Below are 24477 nucleotides of genomic sequence, written 5' to 3' on the forward strand. Positions count from 1 at the left end.
CGCCAGGTGACAACCGACCCTGAGTCGCGCCGTACTATGCGCAACAGCCGGTTGCCCTCGTCGTTGGTGATTTCCCGGACCCGAACACGTTCGGCCATCACGACACTCCTGAGGGGAAGAACAGGAACTGACCTCCACACGATCCCGCGTCCCCGCAACCCAGCAGCGGACCCTGCCCGGTGTGTCAGCCAACAGGGCAAAGGTTGATGGCCGCGGTACTAGACTGCGGCGCAAAGCCGAATACAGGAGGACCCCAGTGGGCAACGACGCCATCTCCAAGGTTCTGATCGCCAACCGCGGCGAGATCGCCGTCCGTGTCATCCGCGCGGCGCGCGACGCGGGCATCGACTCGGTCGCGGTGTACGCGGACTCGGACTCGGAGTCACTCTTCGTCACCCTCGCGGACGAGGCCTTCGCGCTCAACGGCGCGACCCCCGCCGACACGTACCTGAACATCGACAAGCTGCTGGACGTCGCGGCCCGCTCCGGAGCGGACGCAGTGCACCCGGGTTACGGGTTCCTCGCCGAGAACGCGCACTTCGCCCAGGCCGTCCTGGACGCCGGCCTCATCTGGATCGGCCCCCCGCCGTCGGCCATCGAGGCCCTCGGCGACAAGGTCAGGGCGCGCCACATCGCGCAGAAGGTCGGGGCGCCCCTGGTGCCCGGCACCGCGGACCCGGTCGCGGACGCCGGAGAGGTGCTGGCGTTCGCCGAGGCGCACGGGCTCCCCATCGCCATCAAGGCCGCGTTCGGCGGCGGCGGCCGCGGCCTCAAGGTGGCCCGCACGATGGAGGAGGTGCCCGAGCTGTTCGAGTCGGCGACCCGCGAGGCGGTCACCGCCTTCGGCCGCGGCGAGTGCTTCGTCGAGCGCTACCTCGACAAGCCGCGCCACGTCGAGACCCAGTGTCTGGCGGACCGGCACGGCAACGTCGTCGTGGTGTCCACCCGCGACTGCTCGCTGCAGCGCCGGCACCAGAAGCTGGTCGAGGAGGCCCCCGCGCCGTACCTGACCGACGACCAGGTCGCCCGCCTGTACGAGTCCAGCAAGGCGATCCTCAGGGAGGCCGGCTACGTCGGCGCCGGCACATGCGAGTTCCTCGTCGGCCTCGACGGCACCATCTCCTTCCTCGAGGTCAACACGCGGCTCCAGGTCGAGCACCCCGTCTCGGAAGAGGTCACGCGCCTGGACCTGGTCCGGGAGATGTTCCGCATCGCCGCGGGCGAGGAACTCGGCTACGGCGACCCCGAGGTCCGCGGCCACTCCATCGAGTACCGCATCAACGCCGAGGACGCGGCCCGCAATTTCATGCCCGCTCCCGGGACGCTGGTGAAGTGGCACGCCCCCACGGGGCCGGGTGTCCGCGTCGACGAGGGGTACCACGTGGGGATGACGGTCCCGGGAGCGTTCGACTCCCTCGTGGCCAAGCTCATCGTCACCGGGGCGGACCGCGACCAGGCCATGGCGCGGTCGCGGAGGGCGCTGGCCGAGCTGCGGGTGGAGGGCATGCCGACCGTGGTGCCGTTCCACCGGGCGGTGCTGGACGAGCCGGACTTCACCGCGGCCGACGGTCGCTTCGGCGTGCACACCCGCTGGATCGAGACCGAGTTCGCCGGTGAGATCGCGCCCTACACCGGCGTCATCGGGGAGCCGGACGACCAGCCGGAGCCGGAGGTCCTCACGGTCGAGGTCAACGGCAAGCGGGTCGAGGTCAAGTTGCCCGGCGGCTTCGGGGCGCGTCCGTCGGCCACGAAGGCGGTCAGGAAGCCCACCAAGCGGGACCGCGGCGGTGCGAAGGTGTCGGCGCCGTCGGGCAACGCCCTGACCACCCCGATGCAGGGCACGATCGTCAAGGTCGCCGTCGAGGAGGGCCAGCAGGTCGGTGAGGGCGAGACCGTGGCGGTCATCGAAGCCATGAAGATGGAACAGCCCCTCAACGCCCATCGCGACGGCGTGATCGTCGGGCTCAAGGTCGCGGCCGGCCAGCCCGTCTCCGCGGGCGAGGTGATCTGCGAGATCGTCGACGCCGAGTGAGCTGAGCCTTGCCCCGGGGGTTATCGTGGGGAGCATGATGTCAGGCTTCCTCACCATGCTCATGGTGATGATGGTGGTCGGCGCGATCGTGTCCATGACGTCGCGCCGGTCCGCTCCCCCGCCGCAGCAACTGCACGGCTGGGGAGACCCGTACGCGCCACGGCAGCAGATCCACCCGGCCATGGGCTACCCGCAGCCGTACGGTCAGCCGGTCCACCCGATCACCCCCGGGGCCCGGGCCGCCCTGGACAGCGACATCACCACCTTCGGCGGCGAACTGCGCGACCTCGACCTCGACGTCGTGGGCCGCGAGCTGGACGCCGCCGCGCACGCGGACTACACCCGCGCCCTCGACGCCTACGACGGCGCCAAGAACCAGCTGGAGCGGGCCCAGACCGACGCCGACGTGCGCCGCATCGCGGAGATCCTCGAGGACGGCCGGTACGCCGTGGCCTGCGTCAAGGCCCGGGTCACCGGCCAGCCGCTGCCCGAGAAGCGGCCGCCGTGCTTCTTCGACCCGGCGCACGGGCCCAGCACGCAGAACGTCCGCTGGGCCCCGCCCGGCGGCGCCGTGCGCGACGTCCCCGCCTGCGCCGCCGACGCGCAGCGCGTCATGACCGGTCACGACCCGTCGATCCGGCTCGTTCCCATGGGGGCCCGCCAGGTGCCGTATTGGGAGAACCAGCAGTATGCACCGTGGGCCCAGGGGTACTACGGCCGCTACGGCATGGACCCCGCGCTGCGGCAGATCACGCACGGCGCCCTCATGATCGGCGGCTTCTCGCTGCTCATGGGCCTCTTCGACGACTAGCGCCCGTCAGGTCGTCAGCAGCGCCTCGTCCCGGTTGTGCAGCCGCCGCGCTGCCTCGGCGATCGACCCCGACATCGACGGGTAGACCGTGAAAGCCTGGCTGAAGTCGTCGACGGTGATCTTCTGCGCCACGGCGATCGAGACCGCGTGGATGAGCTCGGAGGCGCGCGGTGCGACGACGACGCCGCCGATGATGATGCCGGTCGTCGGCAGGCAGAACAGCTTGACGAAGCCGTCGGTGAAGCCCTGCATCTTGGATCGTGCGTTCGACGCCAGCGGCAGCAGCACCGACGCCACACGGACGTCACCGTCATCGGCCTCCTGCTGCGTGATGCCGACGGTGGCGATCTCGGGCGTGGTGAACACGTTCGACGACACCCGCCGAAGATCGAGCGGCGTGACGGCGTCGCCCAGCGCGTGCCACATGGCGATGCGGCCCTGCATGGCGGCCACGGACGCCAGAGCGAACACGCCGGTGACGTCGCCGGCGGCGTAGATGCTCCGGACGCTGGTGCGCGACACCCGGTCCACCGAGATGTGCCCCGACGGCGTCAGCGCGACCCCGACGTCCTCCAGACCCAGGCCCGCCGAGTTGGGGATGGCGCCGACCGCCATCAGACAGTGCGAGCCGCGGACCTCGCGCCCGTCCTCCAGCGAGACGACAACCTCGTCGCCCTCCCGGCGCGCCGCGTAGGCGCGGGACTCGCTCATGATCTCCATGCCCCGGCGCTCGAACGCCCGCTGCAGGACGGCGGCCGCGTCCTGGTCCTGGCCAGGCAGGACCTGCCGGCGCGAGGACACCAGCACGACGTCGCAGCCGAGCCCGTCGTAGGCCGACGCGAACTCGGCCCCCGTGACGCCCGAGCCGACGACGATGAGCCGCTTCGGCACCTCGGTGAGGTTGTAGACCTGCTTCCAGTTGAGGATGCGCTCGCCGTCGCAGCGGGCCTCCGGCAGCTCGCGGGGCGTCGTGCCGGTGGCGACCAGCACGATGTCGGCGTCGAAGGTCTTCTCGCCGCTCTCGGTGGTGGCGACGACGCGGTGCGGCCCGTCGAGCCGCGCCGAGCCCGACACGAGATGGACGCCGTCCTGCCGGAGCCGCTGTGCGATGTCGGCGGACTGGGCGCGCGCCAGGTGCAGGACCCGCTCGTTGACCTCGCCCAGGTCCACCCGGACGACGTCGGTGACGTCCGGGGCGGCGATGTGGAGCCCCAGCTGGCGGGCGTTCTCGATCCGGACCATGACCTCGGCCGTCGCGATGAGGGTCTTGGACGGGACGCAGTCGCTCAGCACGGCGGCGCCGCCGAGCCCTTCGCGCTCGATGAGGGTGACCTCGCCCCCGAGTTGGTTGGCCACCAGGGCCGCCTCGTATCCGCCGGGTCCGCCACCGATGATCACAACCTTGGTCACGGGCCCATCTTTCCACAGCCCCCCGGGCGCCGCGGCCGTCACTATGCTGGCGGGGTGACTGAACCGTTCGCGCTGGCGGCCGAGGCCGCCGACTTCCTCCGTTCGCGCTTCGACGTCGACCGCATCGATCTGGCCCTGGTGCTCGGCTCGGGCTGGTCGTCGGGCGCGGACCGGCTCGGTGAGCCGCTGGGCGACGTGGAGCTGGCCGTCGTTCCCGGTTTCAGCACGCCGGTGGTCTCGGGACACGGCGGACATCTGCTCCTCAGCCGCACGCCGGCCGGCAAGGTCGCCGCGACGTTCACGGGCCGCACGCACTACTACGAGGGGCGCGGTGTCGCGCCGGTGGTCCACGGCGTGCGCACCGCCGCCGCCTGGGGCGCCGGGACGCTCGTGCTCACCAACGGATGCGGCGGCCTCAACCCCGCATGGGCGCCGGGCACCGTGGTCCTGCTGGCCGACCACATCAACCTCACGGGCGACACCCCCCTCCTGGGCGCCACCTTCATCGACATGTCGGAGGCGTACTCTCGCCGGCTGCGCGACCTGGCGCACCGCGTCGACCCCGCGCTGCCCGAGGGCGTGTACGTGCAGTTCCGCGGACCGCAGTACGAGACACCCGCCGAGGTCCGGATGGCCGGGATCCTCGGTGGCGACCTCGTCGGCATGTCGACGGCGCTCGAGACCATCGCCGCGCGCGAAGCGGGCATGGAGGTCCTGGGCCTGTCGCTCGTCACCAACGCGGCGGCCGGGCTGAGCGAGTCGGCGCTGAACCACGCCGAGGTGCTGCAGGCGGGGCGGGACGCCGGCCCCCGCCTGGCGGCGCTGCTCGCCGGAATCGTCGGGGAGCTCTGAGGCAGATGGACGAGCTGCTCACCCGCGCGCAGGCCTGGCGCGACGCCGACCCGGATCCGGACACCGCCGGCCGACTCGACGAGCTGATCGTGCGCGCGCAGGCCAACGACGGGGCCATCCGTGAGCCCGCCCTGGCGGAGCTGCGCTCCGCGTTCGCCGGCCCCCTCGAGTTCGGCACCGCGGGCCTGCGCGGCCCCATCGGCCCCGGCCCGTCCCGGATGAACCGCGTCGTCGTCACGCAGGCCGCGGCCGGCTTCGCCGCCTGGCTGAACGCCGCCGGACAGGGCGGCGGGCGCGTCATCGTCGGACACGACGCACGCCACAAGTCCGACGACTTCGCCCGCGACACCGCCGAGGTCCTCGCCGGCGCCGGCTTCGAGGTCCTGTGGACCGACGGCCCGGTCCCGACCCCCGTCGTCGCCTTCGGGATCCGACACTTCGGCTGCGTCGCGGGCGTCGTCGTGACGGCGTCGCACAACCCGCCGGCGGACAACGGCTACAAGGTCTACCTCGGCGACGGCTCCCAGATCGTGCCGCCCGCTGACGGCGAGATCGCGGCCGAGATCGCGCGCGTGGCGGCGCAGGGATGGGCCTCACTGCCCCGCTCGGACGAGCGCCGCGACGTGACGACCGACCTCCTGGACGCGTACGTGGCGCGGGTCGCCTCGCTCTACCCCGACGGCGCCCCGCGCGACGTCACCTGGGTGCACACCGCCCTGCACGGCGTCGGTGCAGAGACCGTCCGCCGGGTCGCGGCCGCCGCCGGCCTGCCCGCGCCCGTGGAGGTGGCCGAGCAGGCGGACCCCAACCCGGACTTCCCCACGGTCTCCTTCCCCAACCCGGAGGAGCCGGGCGCGATCGACCTGGCCCTGGCGTTGGCCGAGGCCGAGGGCGCCGATGTGGTGATCGCCAACGATCCCGACGCGGACCGGTGTGCGGTCGCGGCCGTGATCGACGGGTCGTGGCGCATGCTCACCGGCGATGAGCTGGGCGCGGTGCTGGGCCATGACGCCATCACCCGCGGCGTTCCGGGCACCTTCGCCAACTCCGTCGTCTCGTCGACGCTGCTGCGCCGCATGGCCGAGGCCGCCGGCCGCCGCCACGTGACCACCCTCACCGGCTTCAAGTGGATCGGGCGCGTGCCGGACCTGGCGTTCGGGTACGAGGAGGCCATCGGCTACTGCGTCGACGCGCGCGCCGTCCCGGACAAGGACGGCATCTCCGCGGCCGTGACCGTGCTGCGGATCGTGGCGGGCCTCAAGGCCGAGGGCCGCACGCTCGCGGACCTGCTCGACGACATCGCCCGCGGCTTCGGCCTCACGGCCACGGCACAGCTGTCGGTGCGGGTCGCGGATCTCTCCCTCATCGCCGACGCGATGGCGCGCCTGCGCGCCCGGCCACCCGTGACTCTCCTCGGCGAGCCGGTGACCGTGCTCGATCTGGCGGAGGGGTCCCCGACGCTGCCGCCCACCGACGCCGTCGAGCTCACCGGCAGCACCGTGCACGTCGTGGCCCGCCCCTCGGGCACCGAGCCCAAGCTCAAGTGCTACCTGGAGGTCCGGCTCGACGCGGCGGAGTCGGCCGACGTGCGGGCGGCGCGCGAGGTCGCGGCCGGCCGGCTCGCGCGGCTGCGCGCGGAGATGGCGGACGCCCTGGGGGTGGAGGCCTGATCCCGGCCCACCTCGGCTTCACCACGCCGGATACAGTGGACGCATGACGAAGCTGCGTGCCGGTCTCCTCGCTCTCATGCTGGTCCTCGCGACAGTCTGGGTCGCGGTGATCCCCGCGGCGGCGGACGACTCGGCGCCCATCACCCGCTTCGACGTCGACGTCAATCTGACGCGCGAGGGTGTGGCCGAGGTCACCATCGACTTCACCATGGACTTCGCCGCGCTCGAGGGCCGCGGCCCCTACATCCTGCTGCCGCTCGAGCAGGAGGACGGCGCCAACCCGGACGAGAACTACGTCTTCACGTACTCCGACATCAGCGTGAGCTCCACCAGCGGGGCCAACGCCGAGGTCTACGCCGAGGAATCCAACGGAATCCTCAGCCTGCGCATCGGCAACGAGAACATCTGGAACCGCACACCCGAGGACTACGTCGTCACCTACGACGTGACCGGCCTCATCGCGCCCGACCATCCGGAGAGCGGCCTCGACGAGTTCAACTGGGACGTCATCGGCCGCGCCTGGGAGTCACGCTTCTCGGACATCACGGTCACCGTCACGGGCCCGGCCGAGCTGGCCGACGCAGCCTGCTTCTACGGCCCCGACGTGACCACGCCGTGCACCGCGCAGGCAGAGGGCACGACCGCGACCTACGCTCTCGACGCGCTGCCTCCCAAGACGACCATGCAGGTGGTCGCGGGCTTCCCCGCCGGCACGTTCCCCGGCGTGACGCAGGAGAAGGCGCGGCGGGTGACCCTCGCCAACGCGTTCGAGCTCAACGCTGCCACGGGCGCCGTCACCGGGGCCGGGCTGCTCGCCGCGATCGCCGCGCTCGTGGCCGTGCGCCGTCGGCACGCCCGCGACGAGGTCTACCTCGGGCTCACCCCCGGCCTCACCCCCACCGCGGCCGATCAGGCCCGCGTCGGCCCGCGGGCGGGCAAGTTCCCGGTGACCGTGCAGTTCCATCCGCCGAAGGGCGCGACGCCCGGTGAGATCGGGACGCTCATGGACACCACGGCCGACAACATCGACGTGTCGGCCACCATCGTCGACCTCGCGGTGCGCGGCTACCTGCGGATCCACTCGCAGTCCAAGAACGAGTTCACTCTCGAGGCCCTCAACCGCCCGGGGGGACGCCTCGAGCCGTATGAGGACGCGCTGCTGCGCGACCTCTTTCAGGGCCGGGCCGTGCGCACGTCACAGGAGCTGCGCACGGCCAAGTTCGCCGAAGTGCTGCCCCATGCCCGGGCGGGCCTGTACAACTCCGTGGTGCAGAAGGGCTGGTTCAAGGGCAACCCGACGACGGCGCAGATGGTGCCGGTGGTCCTGGGCGCCCTCGCCATCGGCGGCGGCCTGCTGCTGACGTTCATGGCGGCCGGGTTCGGCTGGGGGCTCATCGGCATCCCGCTGGCCGTTTTCGGGCTGGGCCTCATCGCCATGTCGGGCAAGTTCCGCAAGCGCACCGCCACGGGGTCGGCGTACCTGGCGCAGGCCAAGGGCTTCGAGTTGTATCTGCGGACCGCCGAGAAGGAGACCCTCCAGTTCGAGGAGGGCCAGGACATCTTCAGCAAGTACCTGCCCTACGCCATGGTGTTCGGGGTGGCGGACCGCTGGACGAAACTGTTCGCCGACCTCGGCGCGCAGGGCATCTACCAGGCTGACACCTCCTGGTACGTCGGTGCGGACCTGCTGCACGGCTACTACTTCATGAGCGCCATGAACAACCTCACGCATTCGATGTCGGAGGCCATGCAGGCGGCCCGCATGGACGGCATGAGCCAGGCCACCGGCGGTTCCAGCGGGTTCTCCGGCTTCAGCGGCGGCGGCGGCGGCTTCGGCGGTGGTGGCGGCGGCTCCTGGTAGCCGCCCGCCGGCGGGGCGTTAGCATTCTCCAATGACCCGGACGCTCCTGCTCATCGCCGGCCCGTCCGGCAGCGGAAAGTCGCGCCTCACCCGCCTCGCCACGGCGGACGGGAGCGCCGTCGCGCTGTCCCTCGACGACTTCTACCGGGACGCGGACCACCCGGACCTCCCCACCACTGACCTGGGGATCCCCGACTGGGACGACGTCCGATGCTGGGACCTCGATCTGGCGCTGGCGACGCTGGGCCGCCTCCTCGAGCACGGGGAGGCGGACGTCCCGGTGTACGACATCTCGCTGTCGCGCCGAGTCGGCGCCCGGCGGATCGAGCTGGGCGGTGCCGCCGTCGTCGTCGCGGAGGGCATCTTCGCCCCGCAGACGCTCGCCGCGGCGCGGGAGGCCGGGATGCCGGTCGAGGCCGTATGGCTGGACCGCCGCCGGTGGGCGAACTTCGTGCGGCGCCTGGCGCGCGACCTGGAGGAGCGCCGCAAGGCCCCGTCGGTGTTGGTGCGCCGCGGGCTGGCGCTCTACCGCGCGGAACCCGCCCTGCGCCGCGCCGCACTGGACTCCGGCTTCGCGCCGGCCCCGATGCGGCGGGCCCTGACGATGGTCAGTCGGCGATCGGCGCCCAGCTCGGCCCGGTGACGCCCAGCGCCTCATCGAGCTTGGTGAACAGCGGCGTCGGCTTGCTGAGCGGTGCCCCCACCTGGAGGGGGCGGGGCTGCCACACGGCCTGCTGCGCGGCGTAGTCGCCCTGCAGCGTCGGGTAGGTCAGGTCCTCGTCGGTCACGTCGACGATCTGGGGCTGCGCCGCCCACACGCCCTCGCCCCCCAGGAGCTCGAAGACCTTCTGCGCTGAATGCGGCAGGTAGGGGGTGAGCAGCGTGTTGCAGTCGGAGACCACCTGCAGCGCGACGTGGAGGACGGTGTCGCGGCGGGCGGGGTCGTCCTTGAGCTTCCAGGGCTCCTGATCCGAGAGGTACTTGTTGGCCAGGCCGACGATGCGCATCGCCTCGGTGATGCCGGCCTTGAACCGGCGCGCGGCGATGTGTTCGCCCACGACGGCGAACGCGGCGCGGCTCTCGTCCAGCAGGGCCTGATCGGCCGGGGTCAGCTCCCCCGCCGCGGGCACGGCGCCCACATTCTTGTGGGCCATCGACACGGACCGGTTGACGAGGTTGCCCCACTCGTTGGCCAGCTCGAAGTTGATCCGGCGGACGAACTCCTCCCAGGTGAAGTCCGTGTCCTGGTTCTCGGGACCGGCCACGGCGATGTAGTAGCGCAGGGCGTCGGGGCCGAACTCGGCGAGGAAGTCCCCCACGAAGATGGACGCGCCCCGCGAACTGGAGACCTTGGAGCCCTTCATCGTCATGAACTCGGAGCTGACCACCTCGGTGGGGAGCTGCAGTTCGCCCAGCGACTCCCGCACGTGGCCGCCGTGGACCCCCTGCCCGTTGGCGCCGAGCAGGATGCCGGGCCAGATGACGGAGTGGAAGACGATGTTGTCCTTGCCCATGAAGTAGTAGGAGCGCGCCGCCGTCGAGTTCCAGAAGGTGCGCCACGCCTCCGGATCGCCGGAGCGCTTCGCCCACTCGACGGAGGCCGACAGGTAGCCGATGACGGCGTCGAACCACACGTAGATGCGCTTCATGGGGGCGTCGCGCCACCCCTCGAGCGGGACGGGGACGCCCCAGTCGAGGTCGCGGGTGATGGCGCGCGGCCGGATCTCCGCGAGCAGGTTGTGGGAGAACTTCAGCACGTTGGGCCGCCAGTCCTCGCGGCTGTCGATCCACTGACCCAGCATGGGGGCCAGGGCCGGCAGGTCGAGGAAGAAGTGCTCGGTCTCGACGAACTCGGGCGTCTCCCCGTTGATCTTGGACTTCGGATCGATGAGGTCGGCCGGGTCGAGCTGGTTGCCACAGTTGTCGCACTGGTCACCGCGGGCGTTGTGGTAGCCGCACAGCGGGCACGTGCCCTCGATGAACCGGTCCGGCAGGGTGCGCCCGGTGGACGGGGAGATCGCGCCCATCTGCGTCTCGGCGCGGACGTAGCCGTTGTCGTAGAGGGCGGTGAAGATGTCCTGCACCACGCGGTAGTGGTTCGGCGTCGTCGTCCGGGTGTACAGGTCGTAGGACAGCCCCAGGCCCTGCAGATCCTCGACGATCTGGCGGTGGTACTTGTCGGCGGTCTCCCTCGGCGTCAGGCCCTCGGAGTCGGCCTTCACCTGGATCGCGGTGCCGTGTTCGTCGGAGCCGGACACCATGAGCACGTCGTGACCGGCCATGCGCATGTAGCGCGCGAACACGTCGGAGGGGACACCGAAGCCCGAGACGTGACCGATGTGGCGGGGGCCGTTGGCGTAGGGCCAGGCGACGGCGGCAAGAACGTGACTCATGCGCGTCATCCTATCGGCGCGCCGCGGGTGCGCTCGCCTGGGCGAATCGGAGGCGCCATCCCGCCGGCACCTCGACCCAGATCGCCGAGACGGTGACGTCGCCCCCGGACCACCGCACGAGGCCCACCCCGGGTGCGAGGGTGTCCACGCGGTGCAGCGTGGGCTCGGGCTCCGCGGGCCACACGGGCGTGCGCGCCTCGCCCCCGTCGGCCGTCACCCCCTGGTAGTCCGGATGGAGTTGGGCGTCAGCCGGGCGCGCCGCGGCGGCTCGCGTGAGCGTGCTGAGTGTGGCCTTCATGCGCGGCGTGGCGGACCCGGGGACCGCCGGGGGCGGGTCGGCGGGGGCGTCGAGGGAGAACAGGTCGGGCTCGGGTTCGGTCTTGCCGACGCTGAAGTCGGTCCGGGCGCTCGGCCGGGGCGTGGCCGGGAACCCGGGTCCCGAGTCGTAGGGCTCGCCGCGCTGGATGGCCGTGGCGACGGCGCGGGCGCGCTCGTCGGCGGCCTCGTTCATGGCGTGGCCGGCGTGGCCCTTGACCCACTCGAAGTCGACCTTCCGGCCGCGCAGCGCCGCGTCGAGGTCCTTCATGAGCTCGACGTTCATCACGGGCTTGCCGTCGCTCTTCTTCCACCCCTGGCGCTTCCAGCCCGGCAGCCACTTCGTCAGCGAGTTGATGACGTACTGCGAGTCGCACAGGACGCGCAGCGGTTCGTCCAGGTGCGCCGTCGAACGCAGGAGGTCGAGCACGGCCATGAGTTCGCCCATGTTGTTGGTGCCGTGGTCCCACCCGCCGGCCGCCCAGATGTCGTCGCTGATGTACCAGGCCCAGCCGGCGGGTCCGGGGTTCGAGAGTGCGGAGCCATCCGCGGCGGCAACGATCACGGGCCTGAGCGTAGTGGAATCCTGATGTGGCCCAGCGGCGCAGCACCGGGTGAACCGGTCCCATGGGCAGGATCGGTTAGGCTCGCGGCCATGAGCGAGTCGCCGATCCCGCCCGAGCCCACCGTTCCGGACGACACGGACTGGACGTGGGTCACCGAGCGTCCCTGCCCCGACTGCGGCTTCGATCCCGGCGCGGTCACGCCCGAGACGCTGCCCGGGCTGGTGCGGGAGTTCTCCGCCCGTTTCCAGAAGGCCGTGGAAGGCCGCGGCGCCGCGGCCCGCCCCGCGCCCACCACTTGGTCGGTCATCGAGTACGGCCGGCACATCGCCGACGTCACCGAAGTGATGACCACCCGCCTCGGCCTGATCCTCGACGGCGGTGGCGAGCCGGTCGACTTCCCCTCCTGGGACCAGGACGCGGCCGCCGTCGAGGACGAGTACTGGCTCTCCGACGCCAATGCCACGCGGATCCTCATCGCCGAGCGGGCCGAGGGCGCGGCGAAGGCCTGGGCCGAGCCCGAGGGGCCCCAATGGGACTGGGTCGGTCGTCGCGGCGACGGCGCGGAGTTCACGACCCTGTCGCTGGGGCGCTACTTCGCCCACGAGTGGGTGCACCACCTCCGAGACGTGGACGCCTGAGCCGTCACTCCAGGAGACCGTGGCGCCTCGCCGCCGCGACAGCCGCCGTGCGGGACTCGGCGCCGAGCTTCGCGAACGCGTGCACCAGGTGGGTCTTCACCGTGCCCTCCGAGATGTACAGCCGCTTCGCGATGCCGCGGTTGGTCACCCCCTCCGCCACCAGGCGCAGCACGTCCAGCTCGCGGGCGCTGAGCGACGGCACCCCCTGCGTCATGCGCTCCACGACGCGGCCCTCCAACTCGGTGGACAGCACGAGGCGTCCGGCGGCGGCGTCCGCGATCCCCGCGATGATCTCCGCCGGCTGGGCGTCCTTGAGCAGGTAGCCCGCGGCGCCCGCGAGGACGGCGCGGGTGATGTCGGAATCGTTGTCGTAGGTCGTGAGGATCAGCACGGCGGGGCCGCCCGTGTGCGCTCGCAGCGCCGTCGTGACCCCGACGCCGTCGAGGCCGGGGCCGAGGCGCAGGTCGCACAGGACCACGTCCGGACCCACCTGATCCGTCAGGCGCAGCGCCTCCTCCCCGGAGGCCGCCGTCCCGACGACGGCGAGGTCGGGCGCGCCGTCGAGTAGCGCCTGGAGCCCCGACCGCACCACGGGGTGGTCGTCGACGATCAGCACCCGGATCACAGCGCCCGCTCCTCGGCGCGCACCAGCGGCAGGCGCAGCGTCACGGCCGTGCCGGCGCCCGGCTCGCTCTCGATGTCGACGCCCCCGCCCAGTTCGGTGAACCGCTCGCGCAGCGCACGCAGGCCGAAGCCGCCGTCGGGCCCGGCGACGACGGCCAGGGCGGGATCGAAGCCCACGCCGTCGTCGACGACGTCGAGGTGGACCTCGTCCCCGGCCCGGGCCAGCTCCACGGCGACGTGACCGGCCCGCGAGTGCGTGCGGACGTTGGACAGGGCCCCCTGGACTCCGCGCAGCAGCGCGACCTCCACGGGCGTGGCCAGCCGCGGGAGGTCGGGGTCCACCGTCACCTGCCACCGGGCCCCGAGGGCGTCGGCCACCTCGCCGGTGAGGCGTCGCAGGGGCGCCGCGAGGCCGCCCGCGCCGGGCTCGTCGGGCGCCAGGGCCAGGACCACGCGCCGCGACTCGGCGAGGTTGTGGGCCGCCGTCGCCTCGATCTGGGCCAGGAGGCGCACCGCCGCCTCCTGGTCGGTCTCCCGCTGGGCGGCCCGCGCGAGCAGGAGGATCGAGGAGAAGCCCTGGGCGAGCGTGTCATGGATGTCGTGGGCGAGCCGCTGCCGCTCCGCCAGGACGCCCGCCTCGCGCTGCAGCCGGGCGGTCTGGTCCTGGACGCGCAGCACCTCCGCGAGGAGGCGACGGTGCTCGGACGCCTCGTGCTCGAACAGCAGGGTGCCCCGCGCCAGGCCGAGGGCCACGAGCGCCCCGACCAGCGGGCCGAGCACCGCGCCGACGGTCTCGCCGCCCGTCATGCTCAGCACCGTGATGATCACCGCCAGGGTCACGGCCGTCAACAGCAGCGCGGCCAGCAGCGGGAGCACGGCCCCGGCCAGCAGCCACAGGGGGAACGCCACCCACAGGAAGTCCGGGGACGCCCACATCAGCCACACGGTGCCGAGGAACAGCAGCCCGACCCAGGCAGCGCGCCCGGTGGCGCCCAACCGCCCGTGGGCCGCGAGGCCGCCGACGAACACGACGAGGACCGCGGCGTCCACGATCAGCAGCGGCCAGTCGGCGCCGTCGGCCAGCGCGAAGCCGGTGGCCAGCGCGAGGAGGCCGACGAAGAGGACCGCCTGCCCGAGCCGGAGCCACCAGGCGGCGGACCAGCGCGGGGCGGTGGTCGTGGTCACGCCCCCACGGTAGCCGGAGCGGGCGCGGCGCTGAGGGCGCGGCGCAGGATGATGAAGAGGTAGACGAACGTGCCGGTCAGGACCATGTGGCCGAGGCCGCCGATCCCGGCCCACATGGGCGAGGTGGCCAGGTCGACGCCGAGTACCTGCAGCGTTCCCTGCTCAGTCGCGCACCATCAGGAGAGCGCGATGGTGCTCGGTGAACCCGGCGGCCTCCGCCGCCGACAGCGCCGCCACGTCCTCCGCGGCGAGGTCCAGCGCCCAGCCGCGCGAGAGCGGCACGCCCCCGAGTGGGTCGCTCGGGGACGAGGCCGTCAGCACCACCCGGACGCCCGTCCGCGCGGCGGCTAGCTCGGTCAGCTCCGCGACGGGGGCGCCGGGCATGGTCCGGACGGCCACCCGCGCCCCGGCGAACCGATCGACGGCGTCGAGCGCGTCGTCGGGGGCGGGCCCGGGGTCACCGAGGGCGAGGACGGAGTCGTCTGCCAGCCGCCATCCCCCGAGCCGCGCCCGCCGGAGCGCAGGTCGGGACCGTTCCACGGCGCGCTCCACGTCCGCGGGGGTCGAGCTCGGCAGGACCGTGCGCTCCGGGACCTGCCGCACCGCTTCGGCCCGGTCCCTCGGGACCCAGGCCGCCGGCCGGTCCTCGGGCAGCACGACGTACCACTGGTCGTTGGCGGCCACCAGGTGCCCGACGAGGTCGCGGACGCCGTCGTCGGCCCGCCAGCGCAGGCTGACCCGGCGCGCCGTGGCGGGCAGCTCGAGGATCACCGGAGCGCGGCGTAGGCGGGCCTGATCACGTCGGCGACCATCCGCTCCCGCTCGTCGTGGTGGAGGAACGCGGCGCGCATCGCGTTGACGGTGACCTGCTCCACGTCGTCGAGCGTCCACCCGAAGGTCTCGACCAGGAGGGCGAACTCACGCGACATCGTCGTGGCGCTCATCAGCCGGTTGTCGCAGTTGACGGTGACGGTGAAGTCGAGGCGGTGGAGGAGGTCGACGGGGTGGTCGGCCATCTGCTGGGCGATGCCGGTCTGCAGGTTCGACGAGGGCGAGACCTCGAGGGGGATGCGGGCGTCGCGCACGTAGGCCGCGAGCCGGCCGAGGCGGGCCGTGCCGCCGGTGACGTCGATGTCCTCGACGATCCGCACGCCGTGCCCCAGCCGGGACGCGGCGCAGACCTGCACGGCCTCCCAGATGGATGGCAGACCGTGGGCCTCGCCCGCGTGGATCGTGAAGAACATGTTGTCGCGCTTGAGCCGGCGGAAGGCGGGCTCGAACCGCGACGGCGGGAAGCCATCTTCGGCGCCGGCGATGTCGAAGCCGCACACGGAGTCGTCGCGGTAGCGGAGGGCCAGCTCGGCGATGTCGGTGGACGGCTCCGTGTGGCGCATGGAGGTGAGGATCTGGCGGGCGACGATGGGCTGACCCGCGGCGACGGCCTCGGCCATGCCCGACGCCAACCCGTCACGCACGGCCTCCACGATGGCCTCCAGGGTCAACCCGAGGCGCTGATGCTGGCGCGGGGCGTAGCGCGCCTCGGCGTAGACGACGCCGTCGGCGGCCTGGTCGAGCACCCACTCGTGTGCCACGCGGCTCAGCTGCGCGGGCGTCTGCATCGCGGCGACGGTGTGCTCGAACGTCTCCAGGTAGCGCACCAGCGACCCCGAGTCGGCGGCCTCGAAGAACCAGCGGCGTAGCTCGTCGGGGTCCGTGCTGGGGAGGGAATGCCCGTTGGCGCCGCAGTGGTCGATGACGGTCTCGGGGCGGAGCCCGCCGTCGAGGTGGTCGTGGAGCGCCACCTTGGGCAGCGGGCGCAGGTCGTCGATCGTCAGCATGGTCACGTTCCTGAGTCGAGGTCGTCCGGCCCGAAGGCCTGCGGGAGCATGTCGTCGAGCGTGCGGATGCCCGCCGGGGTCTCCATGAGCAGCCCGCGGCCCCCGTGCTCGAACAGCAACTGCCTGCAGCGCCCGCAGGGGGTGATCACGTCGCCGTTCCCGTTGACGCACGTGAAGGCCACCAGCCGTCCCCCTCCCCCGGCGACGAGGTCGGACACGAGCCCGCATTCGGCGCACAGGGTCACGCCGTAGCCCGCGTTCTCGACGTTGCAGCCGGCCACCACCCGCCCGTCGTCGACCAGGGCGGCGGCTCCGACGCGGTACTGCGAGTACGGCGCGTAGGCGCGTCCCGCCATGGCGACGGCGGAGGTGCGCAGCTGTGCCCAGTCGACGTCCATCAGTGGCTCTTGACGAAGTGCATGCCGTCGGCCGCCGGCGCCCTGACCCGCCCGACCAGGCCGGCGACCGCGATGATCGTGGCGAGGTACGGCAGCATCTCGATGAAGTCGCTGGGGATCGGCAGCTGCATGAGCTTGGTGGTCTGGGCGAGCGCCCGGGCGAACCCGAAGAACAGCGCCATCAGGGCCGCACGCACCGGATTCCAGCGGCCCATGATGACGGCGGCCAGCGCAATGAAGCCGTTGCCGGCGGTGGGGTTGTTGTCCTGGAAGGCGCCGACGGACCCGACGGTGAAGTAGGCGCCGCCCAGGCCCGCGAAGAGGCCGCCCAACAACACCGCGGAGGCCTTGGTCCACACCACGTTGATGCCGACGGTGTCCGCGGCGTGGGGGTGCTCGCCGACCGATCGGACGCGCAGACCCCACGTGGTGCGGAACAGCAGGAACCAGACCAGCGGCACCGCCACGATTCCCAGGTACGTCAACGGCTTCTGCGTGAACAGGATCGGCCCGAGGAAGGGGATCGACTCCAGCCCCGGGATCTGCCACGCCTGCATGGGCTGCACGGTGCCGTAGGCGGCGAGGTTCTTGGCGACCAGCTGCTGGTAGATGAAGCCGGTGAGGCCCGAGGCCAGCAGGTTGATCACGACGCCGATGATGACGTGGTCGACGAGGTACCGCAGCGTGAACAGCGCGAGGACGCCGGCCATCATCACGCCGGCCAGCGCGGCCGCGAACAGCGCGGCGACGAAGGAGTGCGTGAGCGAGAACGTGAGTGAAGCGGCGAACGCGGCCGTGAGGAACATGCCCTCGATGGCGATGTTGACGACGCCGGCCCGCTCTGCGAGCACGCCGCTGAGGACGCCGAAGAGCAGCGGGGTGGCGTACTCGAGCGTCAGGTTGAGCTGGCTCGTCAGCGTGAACGGCAGCGACGAGCTGGCCGCGGCCCACACGATGAAGCCGACCAACACCCCCGCGCCCGCCGCCACGCCGGCGACGACGCGCAGGCGGGCGCTGAGCCGTCCGGTGATGAAGCCGACGCCGGCGCCGAGTACCAGCAGCGCGCTGAGCAGGACCGTGGCAGTGCCGGGCACGTCCAGGGTGGGCAGCGTGACGTCGGCGAATGCGTCGGACAGCGCGATCTGGCCGGACTTGTCGACCGTGAACGCCATCCACAGCAGCAGGACGCCGATGACGGTGATGAGGACTCCGGTGGAGATGCGCTGGGTGCGCCTCTCCGGCGACTCGACGCGAGCCCTCTCGACGGTGCCGGGGACGATGTCGACGCTCACGCTTCAGCCACCTTCGCGATCGGAACGGATGCCCGCTTGACCGTGCGCTCCCGGAGGAACGGCAGGAGCCAGGCGACGAAGGCCGGTGCCGCGACGAACAGCACGATCAGGGCCTGGATGAGGTCGGTCAGCTTGTCGGGCGTGTCGGCCATGGTGACCATGGCGCGGCGGGACGCCTTGAGGCCGCCGAACAGCAGGCCGGCCAGGACGACCCCCAGGGGCCGCGAGCGGCCGAGGAGCGCGACGGTGATGGCGTCGAAGCCCAGGGTGCCGATGATGGTGCCGGTCATCTGCGGCGGGAAGCCGGTGAGCAGCTCGGGGGCCGTCACCACCTGGACCCCGGCCAGCCCGGCGAGCCCGCCGGCCAGGCCCATGGTGAGGATGGTGACGGTCGACACACTGGCGCCGGCCGTCGCCGCCGCGTACGGGTTGAGGCCCACGGCCTTGAGGTGGATGCCGAACTTGGTCCGGTCCAGCAGCCACCACACGAGGACGGCGGCCAGGAGGGCGAGCAGGAAGCCGAGATGCAGCCGGGTGTCGGCGATGCGCGGCATGGTGGCGCTCCACTCCAGCACCGGCGAGATCGGGTCGGCGCGGCCGGGAGCCTGGAAGGCCTTCTGCAGCATGAAGAAGGCCAGCAGGTTGGCGGCGATGTAGTTCATCATGATGGTCACGATGACCTCGTGCGCGCCGGTGCGGGCCTTGAGCACCCCGACGATGGCGCCCCACACGGCCCCGGCGAGCAGGCCGACGATGATCACCAGCGGCAGGTGGATCGCCAGCGGCAGGCCCTTGATGGTGAACCCGACGAACGCTCCGGTGAGCGCGCCGACCATGGCCTGGCCCTGGGCGCCGATGTTGAACAGGCCCGCCCTGAAGGCGACGGCGACGCCGAGGCCGGCGCAGATGAGCGGCGCGGCCTCGGCGGTGGTGTTCGTGATGGCCACCCATGAGCCCAGCGAGCCGACGTACATCGCGTAGAGGGTGGAGGAGATCTTGTCCCAGCTGGCCGACAGCGCGTCTCCGGGTTGGGCGAAGAAGTAGGTCCACGTGGCGGCGACCTCGGCGTCGGAGACCACCATGACGACGGCGCTGACCAGGAACGCGAGTATCAGCGAGGCGACGGTGGTGATGAGCGTCGTCACCCACTCGGGGCGGGGCCGGGCCGCTGTTGTCTGACTCATGCGGGGGCTCCCTTGGTGGTGGCGACGGCCTCGTCGTACGCGACGCCGGCCATCATGAGGCCGAGCACGTCGCGCGGTGTGTCCGGGGGGACGATGCCCACGATGCGCCCGCGGTACATGACCGCGATCCGGTCGGCGAGCGACTCGACCTCTTCCAGCTCGGTGGAGACGATGAGGACGGCGGTGCCGCGGTCCCGCTCCTCGACGATGCGCCCGTGGAGGAACTCGATGGCGCCGACGTCGACGCCGCGCGTCGGCTGGCTGGCGATCAACAGCGACAGCGGCCGCGACAGCTCCCGGGCCAGGACGACCTTCTGCTGGTTGCCGCCCGAGAGCGAGCGCACCTCCTGGTCGTGGCTCCCGCCGTGCCGGATGTCGAACTCCTTGATGCGCGCCTGGGCGTTGTCGCGGATCTTCTTGAGGTCCAGGGCGCCGAACTTCGAGTACTCGTCCAAGTTGTTGAGCACCAGGTTGTGCGCGATCGAGAACTCGCCGACGAAACCGTGCCGGTGCCGATCCTCCGGCACGTAGCCGAGGCCGGCCTTGATGGTGTCGACGGGCTTGCTGTGCGTGATGTCGACCCCGTCGAGGGTGACCCGCCCGGACAGCGGCCTCATCGTGCCAAGCAGCGCCTCCGCGAGCTCGGTCTGGCCGTTGCCCTGGACGCCGGCGATGCAGACGATCTCGCCGCCGCGGACCGTGAGCGACAGGTGGTCGACGGCGATCGCCCCGGTGGGGCTGGCGACGACGAGGTCCTCGACGACGAGGCGGTCGTCCCCCGGCTGCGCGGGCGCCTTGTGGACCTTCAGGTCCACGGCGCGGCCGACCATCATCGAGGCGAGCTCGGCCTCGGACGTCTCCGGCGCCGCCTGACCCACGACCTTCCCGCGCCGGATGACCGTGATGTCGTCGGCGACCTCGCGCACCTCGCGGAGCTTGTGCGTGATGAAGATGATGGCCCGTCCCTCGTCGCGCAGCGTGCGCATGACGGCCATGAGTTCGTCGATCTCCTGCGGGGTGAGCACGGCGGTGGGCTCGTCGAAGATGAGGTACGTGGCGTCGTGCGCGAGCGCCTTGAGGATCTCGACCCGCTGCTGGATGCCGACGGGGAGGTCCTCGACGAGCGCGTCCGGGTCGACGTCGAGTTTGTAGCGGGCGCTGAGGTCGCGCACGAGCGCCCGCGCCGACGCGAGGTCGAGCATGCCGGCCCGGCCCGGCTCGTGACCGAGCACCATGTTCTCGGCGACCGTGAACACGGGGATGAGCATGAAGTGCTGGTGCACCATGCCGATGCCGGCGGCCATCGCCTGCTTCGGGTTGGTGAGGGTGAGTGCCGTGTCCCCGAGCAGGATCTCGCCCTCATCGGGTTCCAGCAGCCCGAAGAGGATGTTCATCAGCGTCGACTTGCCCGCGCCGTTCTCGCCCAGCAGGCAGTGGATCCGGCCGGGCACCGCCTCGATGCTGATCGAGTCGTTGGCGGTGAGCGAGCCGAACCTCTTGGTGATGCCGCGGAGCCTGAGCACCGGGGCATCGTGCTGAGCGGTCACGGGCACGGGTCCTCCTGGGGTGTGATGCGGGAGGGGCGCTGGACGCACCCCTCCCGGAATCAGCTGGTCGGGTCAGCTCACTTGGGCTGGCTCGGCGAGGTGATGGTGATCGTGCCGCTGATGATGTCAGCCTTGATCTGCTCCAGCTCCGCCTTCAGCTCGTCCGACACCTTGTCCTCGAAGTCGTGGAACGGCGCCAGCGACACGCCGTCGTTGTCGAGCGTGCCGACGTAGGGGTCAGAGGAGAACGAACCCTCGAGCGACGCCTTGATGGCCTCGAAGACGGCGACGTCCATGCCCTTCTCCACCGACGTGATGATGGTCGAGCCGTACTCCGGCGCGGAGACGTAGCCGTCGGTGTCGACCCAGATGGCGTTGACCTTGCCGCCGGACTCCTGCGCCGCCTGCAGCGCGCCGAGGCCGGCCGGGCCCGCGACGGGGAGGATGATGTCGGCGCCCTGCGCGATGAGGGTGCTGGCGGTGTTCTTGCCGCCGGGGATGTCGCCGAACGGGTTGTTGCCGCCGACGAACTGGCCGTCCTGCTTGGCCTCGTCCCAGCCGATCAGCTTGACGTCGCCGCCCTTCTGCTCGTTGTAGTACGAGATGCCCTGCGCGAAGCCGTCCATGAAGATGGTCACGGTCGGGTACTTGGCGCCACCGAACGTGCCGACGGTCCCGGTCTGGCTCATGCCCGCGGCCAGGTAGCCGGCCATGAAGGCGGGCTGCGCCGTGTTGAAGATGAGGCCCTTGGCGTTGTCGACGCCCTCGAAGGAGGAGTAGTCGACGATGGCGAAGTCCACCTCGGGGTTCTGCTTGGCCGCGGCCTCGGTCGCGTTGGCCAGAGCGAAGCCGACCGTGACGATGATGTCGCAGTTGGCGTCGATCATCGACTGCACGTTGCCGGCGTACTCGGCCTCCGCGTTCGACTCGATCTGCTTGGTCTGGACACCCAGTTCGTCCTTGGCGCGCATCATGCCCGCGTAGGCCGTCTCGTTGAACGACTTGTCGTCGAAGCCGCCGGCGTCGGAGACCATGCAGGCGGTGAAGTCGGTGGTGGGGGCCGCCGACGACTCGGTCGCGCTGGCCGACGCGGACGAGCTGGTGGCCTCGGAGGCCGCCGGGGACTGGGTGGTGGTGCTCGGCGGCTGCGCACAGCCGGCCAGGGCGAAGGCGGATGCCGCGGCGAGCGACATCGTGCTCAACAGGGGCTTCTTCACGAAGGATCCTCCTAGACGATGGAACGGGCATCCCGACCATAGCGTCGCCCGCCGCGCAACGCCCAGCCGAAAACTTGATCGTTATACACCCGCAATAATGCGTGTGACTACGCCGTCGTGACCTGCCGCACGAGGGCACCCGCCGACCGCACCATGGTGAGGGTCTGCTGGCGCCAGTCGACGTCCTGGCTGCGGTACGGGCCGGTGGCCAGCGAGATGACGACGGCGGCCGCCCGGAGCCGTAGTTCCACGGGGTCGACGCGCCGGTCGAACACGGGGACCCAGCGCGCCAGCAGGTCGCGGATCTTCTCCTCCTGGCCTGGGGTCATCCGCTGGATGGTGGACAGGTGCCCGATGAGGCAGGCGAGGTCGTCGGCCCGCCGGCCGGGCCCGATGGTGTCGACGTCGAGCACGCCGACGACCTTCCCGTCGGCGACGTGGAGCTGGCCCTCGTGGAAGTCGCCGTGCGTCGGTTCGTCGCCCGGGGGCATGCCTGCCAGCCCCGAGCCGATGCGCTCGGCCAGCCAGCCCAGCTCGTCGGCCAGCTCCGGCATCGTCGCGGAGATGACGGTGGCGTAGTGGCCGACCGCGTCGGCCCAGGGCGGGCGGCGCTCCAGGGCCGCAACCGCCGCGGGCATGGCGTCGAGCGTGTCGATGAGCGCCTCCGGGGGGCACGGGTCCCCGGGCTCGAACAGAGCCCGGGCCATGGGCATGCCGGGCAGGGCCCGCAGCACCAGCAGATGGTCGGCCGTCGCGAGCGCGACCGCCGGCGCGGGAACACCCGCCTGCCGCAGCATGATGTGCTTGGAGTGGATGTCGGCGAACACGCGCTCGCGCAGCACCTTGACGTAGAGCACCTCGGGCGGATCGGTCGCCACCTCGACCCGCACGACCGCGCGGCGGCGCGGCCGGTATCCGACCATCGTGAGGGTCAGGTCGTCGGCGGCCACGGGGCCGGGCAGCACGCCACCCGAGTTCAGCACCTCGGCCATGCGCTCCGGGAAGGCGGCCGTCGGCAGGCCGAGCAGGTCGGGGTCGTCGGGGTAGAGCCACACCGCGACGCGGCGTTGTCCGTCGGCGAAGATCTCCGCCCGCGCATCCGCCGGTGTGAGGTCGCCGGTGCGGGCGCTGACGCCCAGCAGTTCACTGCGCCGGCCGTGCGGCCATTCCACGGTCGCCGCGTACGTCGCCGTCGTCGACTGGTGCGGGGTGGCGTCGACGTGGTCGAGCGACCAGTCCACCAGCCGCCCGCCGCGGTGCTCGACGGCGGCGCGCAGCAGCGGTTCGACGTTGGGGCCGGTGAGCAGGCCGAGCCCGTCGTCAGGCATCGGCGTCAGCCGGTTCGGGCCGCAGGGCGAACCAGGCGGCCCGCCGGCCGTCCATCTGCGTGGCCTCGAGCGTGAACCGGGCGTCCGCGCCGTCGAGGTCGCGTTCCGGCCGCAGCGCCACGGTGACCTGGTCGCCCAGCCTGGGGAGCCGGCCGAGGCGCGCCATGAAGAACCCCGCGACCGTGTCGTAGGGACCCTCGGGGATGACGAAGCCGGTCAGGTCCGCGAACTCCTCGATGGTGGTCAGCCCGTCGAGCTCGTCGACGTGCCGCGGCGCCTCGTCGTCGGCGACGTCGTACTCGTCGGTGATGTCGCCGATGAGCTCCTCCATGAGGTCCTCCAGCGTGACGATGCCCGCGGTGCCGCCGTACTCGTCGCGGACGATCGCCAGGTGCGACCGCCCGGCGCGCATCGCGGTGAGCGCTCGCAGGATCTTCACGGTCTCGGGCAGGAAGAGGACGTCGCGGGCGATGCTGCGGACGTCGCCGTCGCGGGCCGCGCCCTCGATGTCCATGAGGTCGCGCACGTGCAGGAAGCCGACGATCCGGTCCGGCGACCCGTCGGTCACCGGGTACCGGGAGTGGGGCGCCCCCCTGACCTCACGGTAGGCCAGCCCGATGGGCATGTCGCCGGGGAGGAAGTCGACCTCCGTGCGCGGGACCATCACCTCGCGCAGCGACCGCTCGCCGGCGTCGAACACCTCGTCGACGATGCGGCGCTCCTCCGTGCCGAGCGTCGACGACGAGATGACCATGGCCCGGAGTTCCTCGTCGGTGACGGCGTCGCGCGACAGCGAGGGGTCGCCGCCGAGGATGCGCACCAGCGCATCGGTCGACACCCCCAGGAACCAGATGATGGGCCGGGTCAGCGTGGCGATGCCGGACACCAGCGGCGCGAGCGCCATGGCGAACCCCTCGGCGCGCTGCATCGCCAGCCGCTTCGCCGTGAGCTCCCCCACGACGATGGAGAAGTACGAAATCACCACGGTCACCGCCACCAGGGACACGGTGCCGGCCACGGCCTCCGGGACGCCCCAGGCGACCACCGTCGGCGTGACCGCGTCCGCGATCGTCGCGCCACCGAAAGCGGCCGAGAGGAAGCCCGAGAGGGTGACCCCGATCTGGACGGCGGACAGGAACAGGTTGGGGTTGCCGGTCAGCCGCTCGATGGCCCGGCCGCGTTTCCCGCGGCCGGCGAGCTGCCTGACCTGGCTCTCCCGCAGCGTGACGAGCGCCATCTCGGCGGCGGCGAACGTGCCGCCGATCACGATGAACAGCGCGATAAGCGCGATGTCGGTCAGCATGGAGGCCTCGGCC

22 protein-coding genes are annotated in these 24477 nt (G+C 71.8%); 7 read left to right on the forward strand and 15 right to left on the reverse strand.

Features of this window, described 5'->3' with window-relative positions:
* Nucleotides 1-256 precede the first annotated feature (256 nt).
* Both ACFQPD_RS05225 and ACFQPD_RS05230 read left to right on the forward strand, forming a co-directional pair.
* Nucleotides 257-2032 (forward strand): biotin carboxylase N-terminal domain-containing protein, encoded by a 1776-nt coding sequence (locus ACFQPD_RS05225; RefSeq protein WP_385899149.1) that lies wholly within the window; start codon nt 257-259, stop codon nt 2030-2032.
* Nucleotides 2033-2066: 34 nt separating this feature from the next.
* Nucleotides 2067-2843 carry a hypothetical protein gene (locus ACFQPD_RS05230; RefSeq protein WP_385899151.1) on the forward strand — a complete coding sequence of 259 codons (777 nt, stop codon included), beginning with the start codon at nt 2067-2069 and terminating at the stop codon, nt 2841-2843.
* A 6-nt stretch (nt 2844-2849) separates the two neighbouring features.
* Here ACFQPD_RS05230 and ACFQPD_RS05235 read toward each other — a convergent pair whose 3' ends face one another.
* Nucleotides 2850-4253 carry an NAD(P)H-quinone dehydrogenase gene (locus ACFQPD_RS05235; RefSeq protein ID WP_385899153.1) on the reverse strand — a complete coding sequence of 468 codons (1404 nt, stop codon included), beginning with the start codon at nt 4251-4253 and terminating at the stop codon, nt 2850-2852.
* A gap of 54 nt (nt 4254-4307) precedes the next feature.
* Between ACFQPD_RS05235 and ACFQPD_RS05240 the strand changes: the two genes are divergently transcribed.
* The 4 genes from ACFQPD_RS05240 to ACFQPD_RS05255 are packed head-to-tail and all read left to right on the forward strand — an operon-like array spanning nt 4308 to nt 9279.
* Entirely contained in the window at nt 4308-5105 is a 798-nt protein-coding gene (locus ACFQPD_RS05240; protein WP_385899155.1) for a purine-nucleoside phosphorylase, read from the forward strand.
* Between the two features lie 5 nt (nt 5106-5110).
* Nucleotides 5111-6775 (forward strand): phospho-sugar mutase, encoded by a 1665-nt coding sequence (locus ACFQPD_RS05245; RefSeq protein WP_385899157.1) that lies wholly within the window; start codon nt 5111-5113, stop codon nt 6773-6775.
* 43 nt (nt 6776-6818) lie between these two features.
* Nucleotides 6819-8636 (forward strand): DUF2207 domain-containing protein, encoded by a 1818-nt coding sequence (locus ACFQPD_RS05250; RefSeq protein ID WP_385899159.1) that lies wholly within the window; start codon nt 6819-6821, stop codon nt 8634-8636.
* Between the two features lie 31 nt (nt 8637-8667).
* The gene (locus tag ACFQPD_RS05255; protein WP_385899161.1) at nt 8668-9279 is read left to right on the forward strand and encodes a uridine kinase; all 612 of its coding nucleotides are present in this window, start codon (nt 8668-8670) and stop codon (nt 9277-9279) included.
* Here the strand turns inward: ACFQPD_RS05255 and metG are convergent.
* Both metG and ACFQPD_RS05265 read right to left on the reverse strand, forming a co-directional pair.
* Nucleotides 9245-11029, reverse strand: coding sequence for a methionine--tRNA ligase (gene metG, locus ACFQPD_RS05260; RefSeq protein WP_385899164.1), 1785 nt, complete (start codon nt 11027-11029; stop codon nt 9245-9247). The genes ACFQPD_RS05255 and metG overlap by 35 nt on opposite strands.
* Nucleotides 11030-11039: 10 nt before the next feature.
* Nucleotides 11040-11909, reverse strand: coding sequence for an RNase H family protein (locus tag ACFQPD_RS05265; protein ID WP_385899166.1), 870 nt, complete (start codon nt 11907-11909; stop codon nt 11040-11042).
* Nucleotides 11910-11999: 90 nt separating this feature from the next.
* Here ACFQPD_RS05265 and ACFQPD_RS05270 point away from each other — a divergent pair, with 90 nt between their 5' ends.
* Nucleotides 12000-12548 (forward strand): DinB family protein, encoded by a 549-nt coding sequence (locus ACFQPD_RS05270; RefSeq protein WP_385899168.1) that lies wholly within the window; start codon nt 12000-12002, stop codon nt 12546-12548.
* Nucleotides 12549-12552: 4 nt separating this feature from the next.
* Here ACFQPD_RS05270 and ACFQPD_RS05275 read toward each other — a convergent pair whose 3' ends face one another.
* The 12 genes from ACFQPD_RS05275 to ACFQPD_RS05330 form a co-directional block, all read right to left on the reverse strand.
* Nucleotides 12553-13173 carry a response regulator gene (locus ACFQPD_RS05275; protein ID WP_385899171.1) on the reverse strand — a complete coding sequence of 207 codons (621 nt, stop codon included), beginning with the start codon at nt 13171-13173 and terminating at the stop codon, nt 12553-12555.
* A complete protein-coding gene (locus ACFQPD_RS05280; RefSeq protein ID WP_385899173.1) occupies nt 13170-14357 on the reverse strand; it encodes a sensor histidine kinase in 1188 nt (395 codons plus the stop codon). Before ACFQPD_RS05280 ends, ACFQPD_RS05275 begins: the two co-directional genes overlap by 4 nt.
* Nucleotides 14354-14509, reverse strand: a complete 156-nt coding sequence (locus ACFQPD_RS05285) for a hypothetical protein (protein WP_385899254.1) — start codon at nt 14507-14509, stop codon at nt 14354-14356. The genes ACFQPD_RS05280 and ACFQPD_RS05285 overlap by 4 nt, the downstream gene beginning before the upstream one ends.
* Before the next feature lie 10 nt (nt 14510-14519).
* Nucleotides 14520-15128, reverse strand: coding sequence for a hypothetical protein (locus ACFQPD_RS05290; RefSeq protein WP_385899176.1), 609 nt, complete (start codon nt 15126-15128; stop codon nt 14520-14522).
* The gene (locus ACFQPD_RS05295) at nt 15125-16195 is read right to left on the reverse strand and encodes an adenosine deaminase (protein ID WP_385899257.1); all 1071 of its coding nucleotides are present in this window, start codon (nt 16193-16195) and stop codon (nt 15125-15127) included. The genes ACFQPD_RS05290 and ACFQPD_RS05295 overlap by 4 nt, the downstream gene beginning before the upstream one ends.
* Nucleotides 16196-16197: 2 nt before the next feature.
* Nucleotides 16198-16593 carry a cytidine deaminase gene (locus ACFQPD_RS05300; RefSeq protein ID WP_385899178.1) on the reverse strand — a complete coding sequence of 132 codons (396 nt, stop codon included), beginning with the start codon at nt 16591-16593 and terminating at the stop codon, nt 16198-16200.
* Entirely contained in the window at nt 16593-17885 is a 1293-nt protein-coding gene (locus tag ACFQPD_RS05305) for an ABC transporter permease (RefSeq protein WP_385899181.1), read from the reverse strand. Before ACFQPD_RS05305 ends, ACFQPD_RS05300 begins: the two co-directional genes overlap by 1 nt.
* On the reverse strand, nt 17882-19069 hold the full coding sequence (locus ACFQPD_RS05310) for an ABC transporter permease (RefSeq protein ID WP_385899183.1): 1188 nt from the start codon (nt 19067-19069) through the stop codon (nt 17882-17884). The genes ACFQPD_RS05305 and ACFQPD_RS05310 overlap by 4 nt, the downstream gene beginning before the upstream one ends.
* Nucleotides 19066-20622 carry an ABC transporter ATP-binding protein gene (locus tag ACFQPD_RS05315; protein ID WP_385899185.1) on the reverse strand — a complete coding sequence of 519 codons (1557 nt, stop codon included), beginning with the start codon at nt 20620-20622 and terminating at the stop codon, nt 19066-19068. The genes ACFQPD_RS05310 and ACFQPD_RS05315 overlap by 4 nt, the downstream gene beginning before the upstream one ends.
* Nucleotides 20623-20693: 71 nt before the next feature.
* Entirely contained in the window at nt 20694-21833 is a 1140-nt protein-coding gene (locus ACFQPD_RS05320; RefSeq protein ID WP_068750809.1) for a BMP family protein, read from the reverse strand.
* Between the two features lie 107 nt (nt 21834-21940).
* Nucleotides 21941-23161 (reverse strand): phosphotransferase, encoded by a 1221-nt coding sequence (locus tag ACFQPD_RS05325; RefSeq protein WP_385899188.1) that lies wholly within the window; start codon nt 23159-23161, stop codon nt 21941-21943.
* Nucleotides 23154-24464, reverse strand: a complete 1311-nt coding sequence (locus ACFQPD_RS05330) for a hemolysin family protein (RefSeq protein ID WP_385899191.1) — start codon at nt 24462-24464, stop codon at nt 23154-23156. The genes ACFQPD_RS05325 and ACFQPD_RS05330 overlap by 8 nt, the downstream gene beginning before the upstream one ends.
* Nucleotides 24465-24477 lie beyond the last annotated feature (13 nt).

Origin of the sequence: Tessaracoccus sp. O5.2 (genome assembly GCF_964266725.1) — a bacterium.
Taxonomy (GTDB): domain Bacteria; phylum Actinomycetota; class Actinomycetes; order Propionibacteriales; family Propionibacteriaceae; genus Arachnia; species Arachnia lapidicapta.

What these genes read in the sequence shown, in the direction of transcription:
- ACFQPD_RS05230 (WP_385899151.1), top strand. Translation starts at nt 2,067, where the DNA reads ATGATGTCAGGCTTCCTCACCATGCTCATGGTGATGATGGTGGTCGGC.
- ACFQPD_RS05245 (WP_385899157.1), top strand. Translation starts at nt 5,111, where the DNA reads ATGGACGAGCTGCTCACCCGCGCGCAGGCCTGGCGCGACGCCGACCCG.
- ACFQPD_RS05250 (WP_385899159.1), top strand. Translation starts at nt 6,819, where the DNA reads ATGACGAAGCTGCGTGCCGGTCTCCTCGCTCTCATGCTGGTCCTCGCG.
- ACFQPD_RS05255 (WP_385899161.1), top strand. Translation starts at nt 8,668, where the DNA reads ATGACCCGGACGCTCCTGCTCATCGCCGGCCCGTCCGGCAGCGGAAAG.
- metG (WP_385899164.1), bottom strand. Translation starts at nt 11,029, where the DNA reads ATGAGTCACGTTCTTGCCGCCGTCGCCTGGCCCTACGCCAACGGCCCC.
- ACFQPD_RS05270 (WP_385899168.1), top strand. Translation starts at nt 12,000, where the DNA reads ATGAGCGAGTCGCCGATCCCGCCCGAGCCCACCGTTCCGGACGACACG.
- ACFQPD_RS05295 (WP_385899257.1), bottom strand. Translation starts at nt 16,195, where the DNA reads ATGCTGACGATCGACGACCTGCGCCCGCTGCCCAAGGTGGCGCTCCAC.
- ACFQPD_RS05300 (WP_385899178.1), bottom strand. Translation starts at nt 16,593, where the DNA reads ATGGACGTCGACTGGGCACAGCTGCGCACCTCCGCCGTCGCCATGGCG.
- ACFQPD_RS05310 (WP_385899183.1), bottom strand. Translation starts at nt 19,069, where the DNA reads ATGAGTCAGACAACAGCGGCCCGGCCCCGCCCCGAGTGGGTGACGACG.
- ACFQPD_RS05325 (WP_385899188.1), bottom strand. Translation starts at nt 23,161, where the DNA reads ATGCCTGACGACGGGCTCGGCCTGCTCACCGGCCCCAACGTCGAACCG.
- ACFQPD_RS05330 (WP_385899191.1), bottom strand. Translation starts at nt 24,464, where the DNA reads ATGCTGACCGACATCGCGCTTATCGCGCTGTTCATCGTGATCGGCGGC.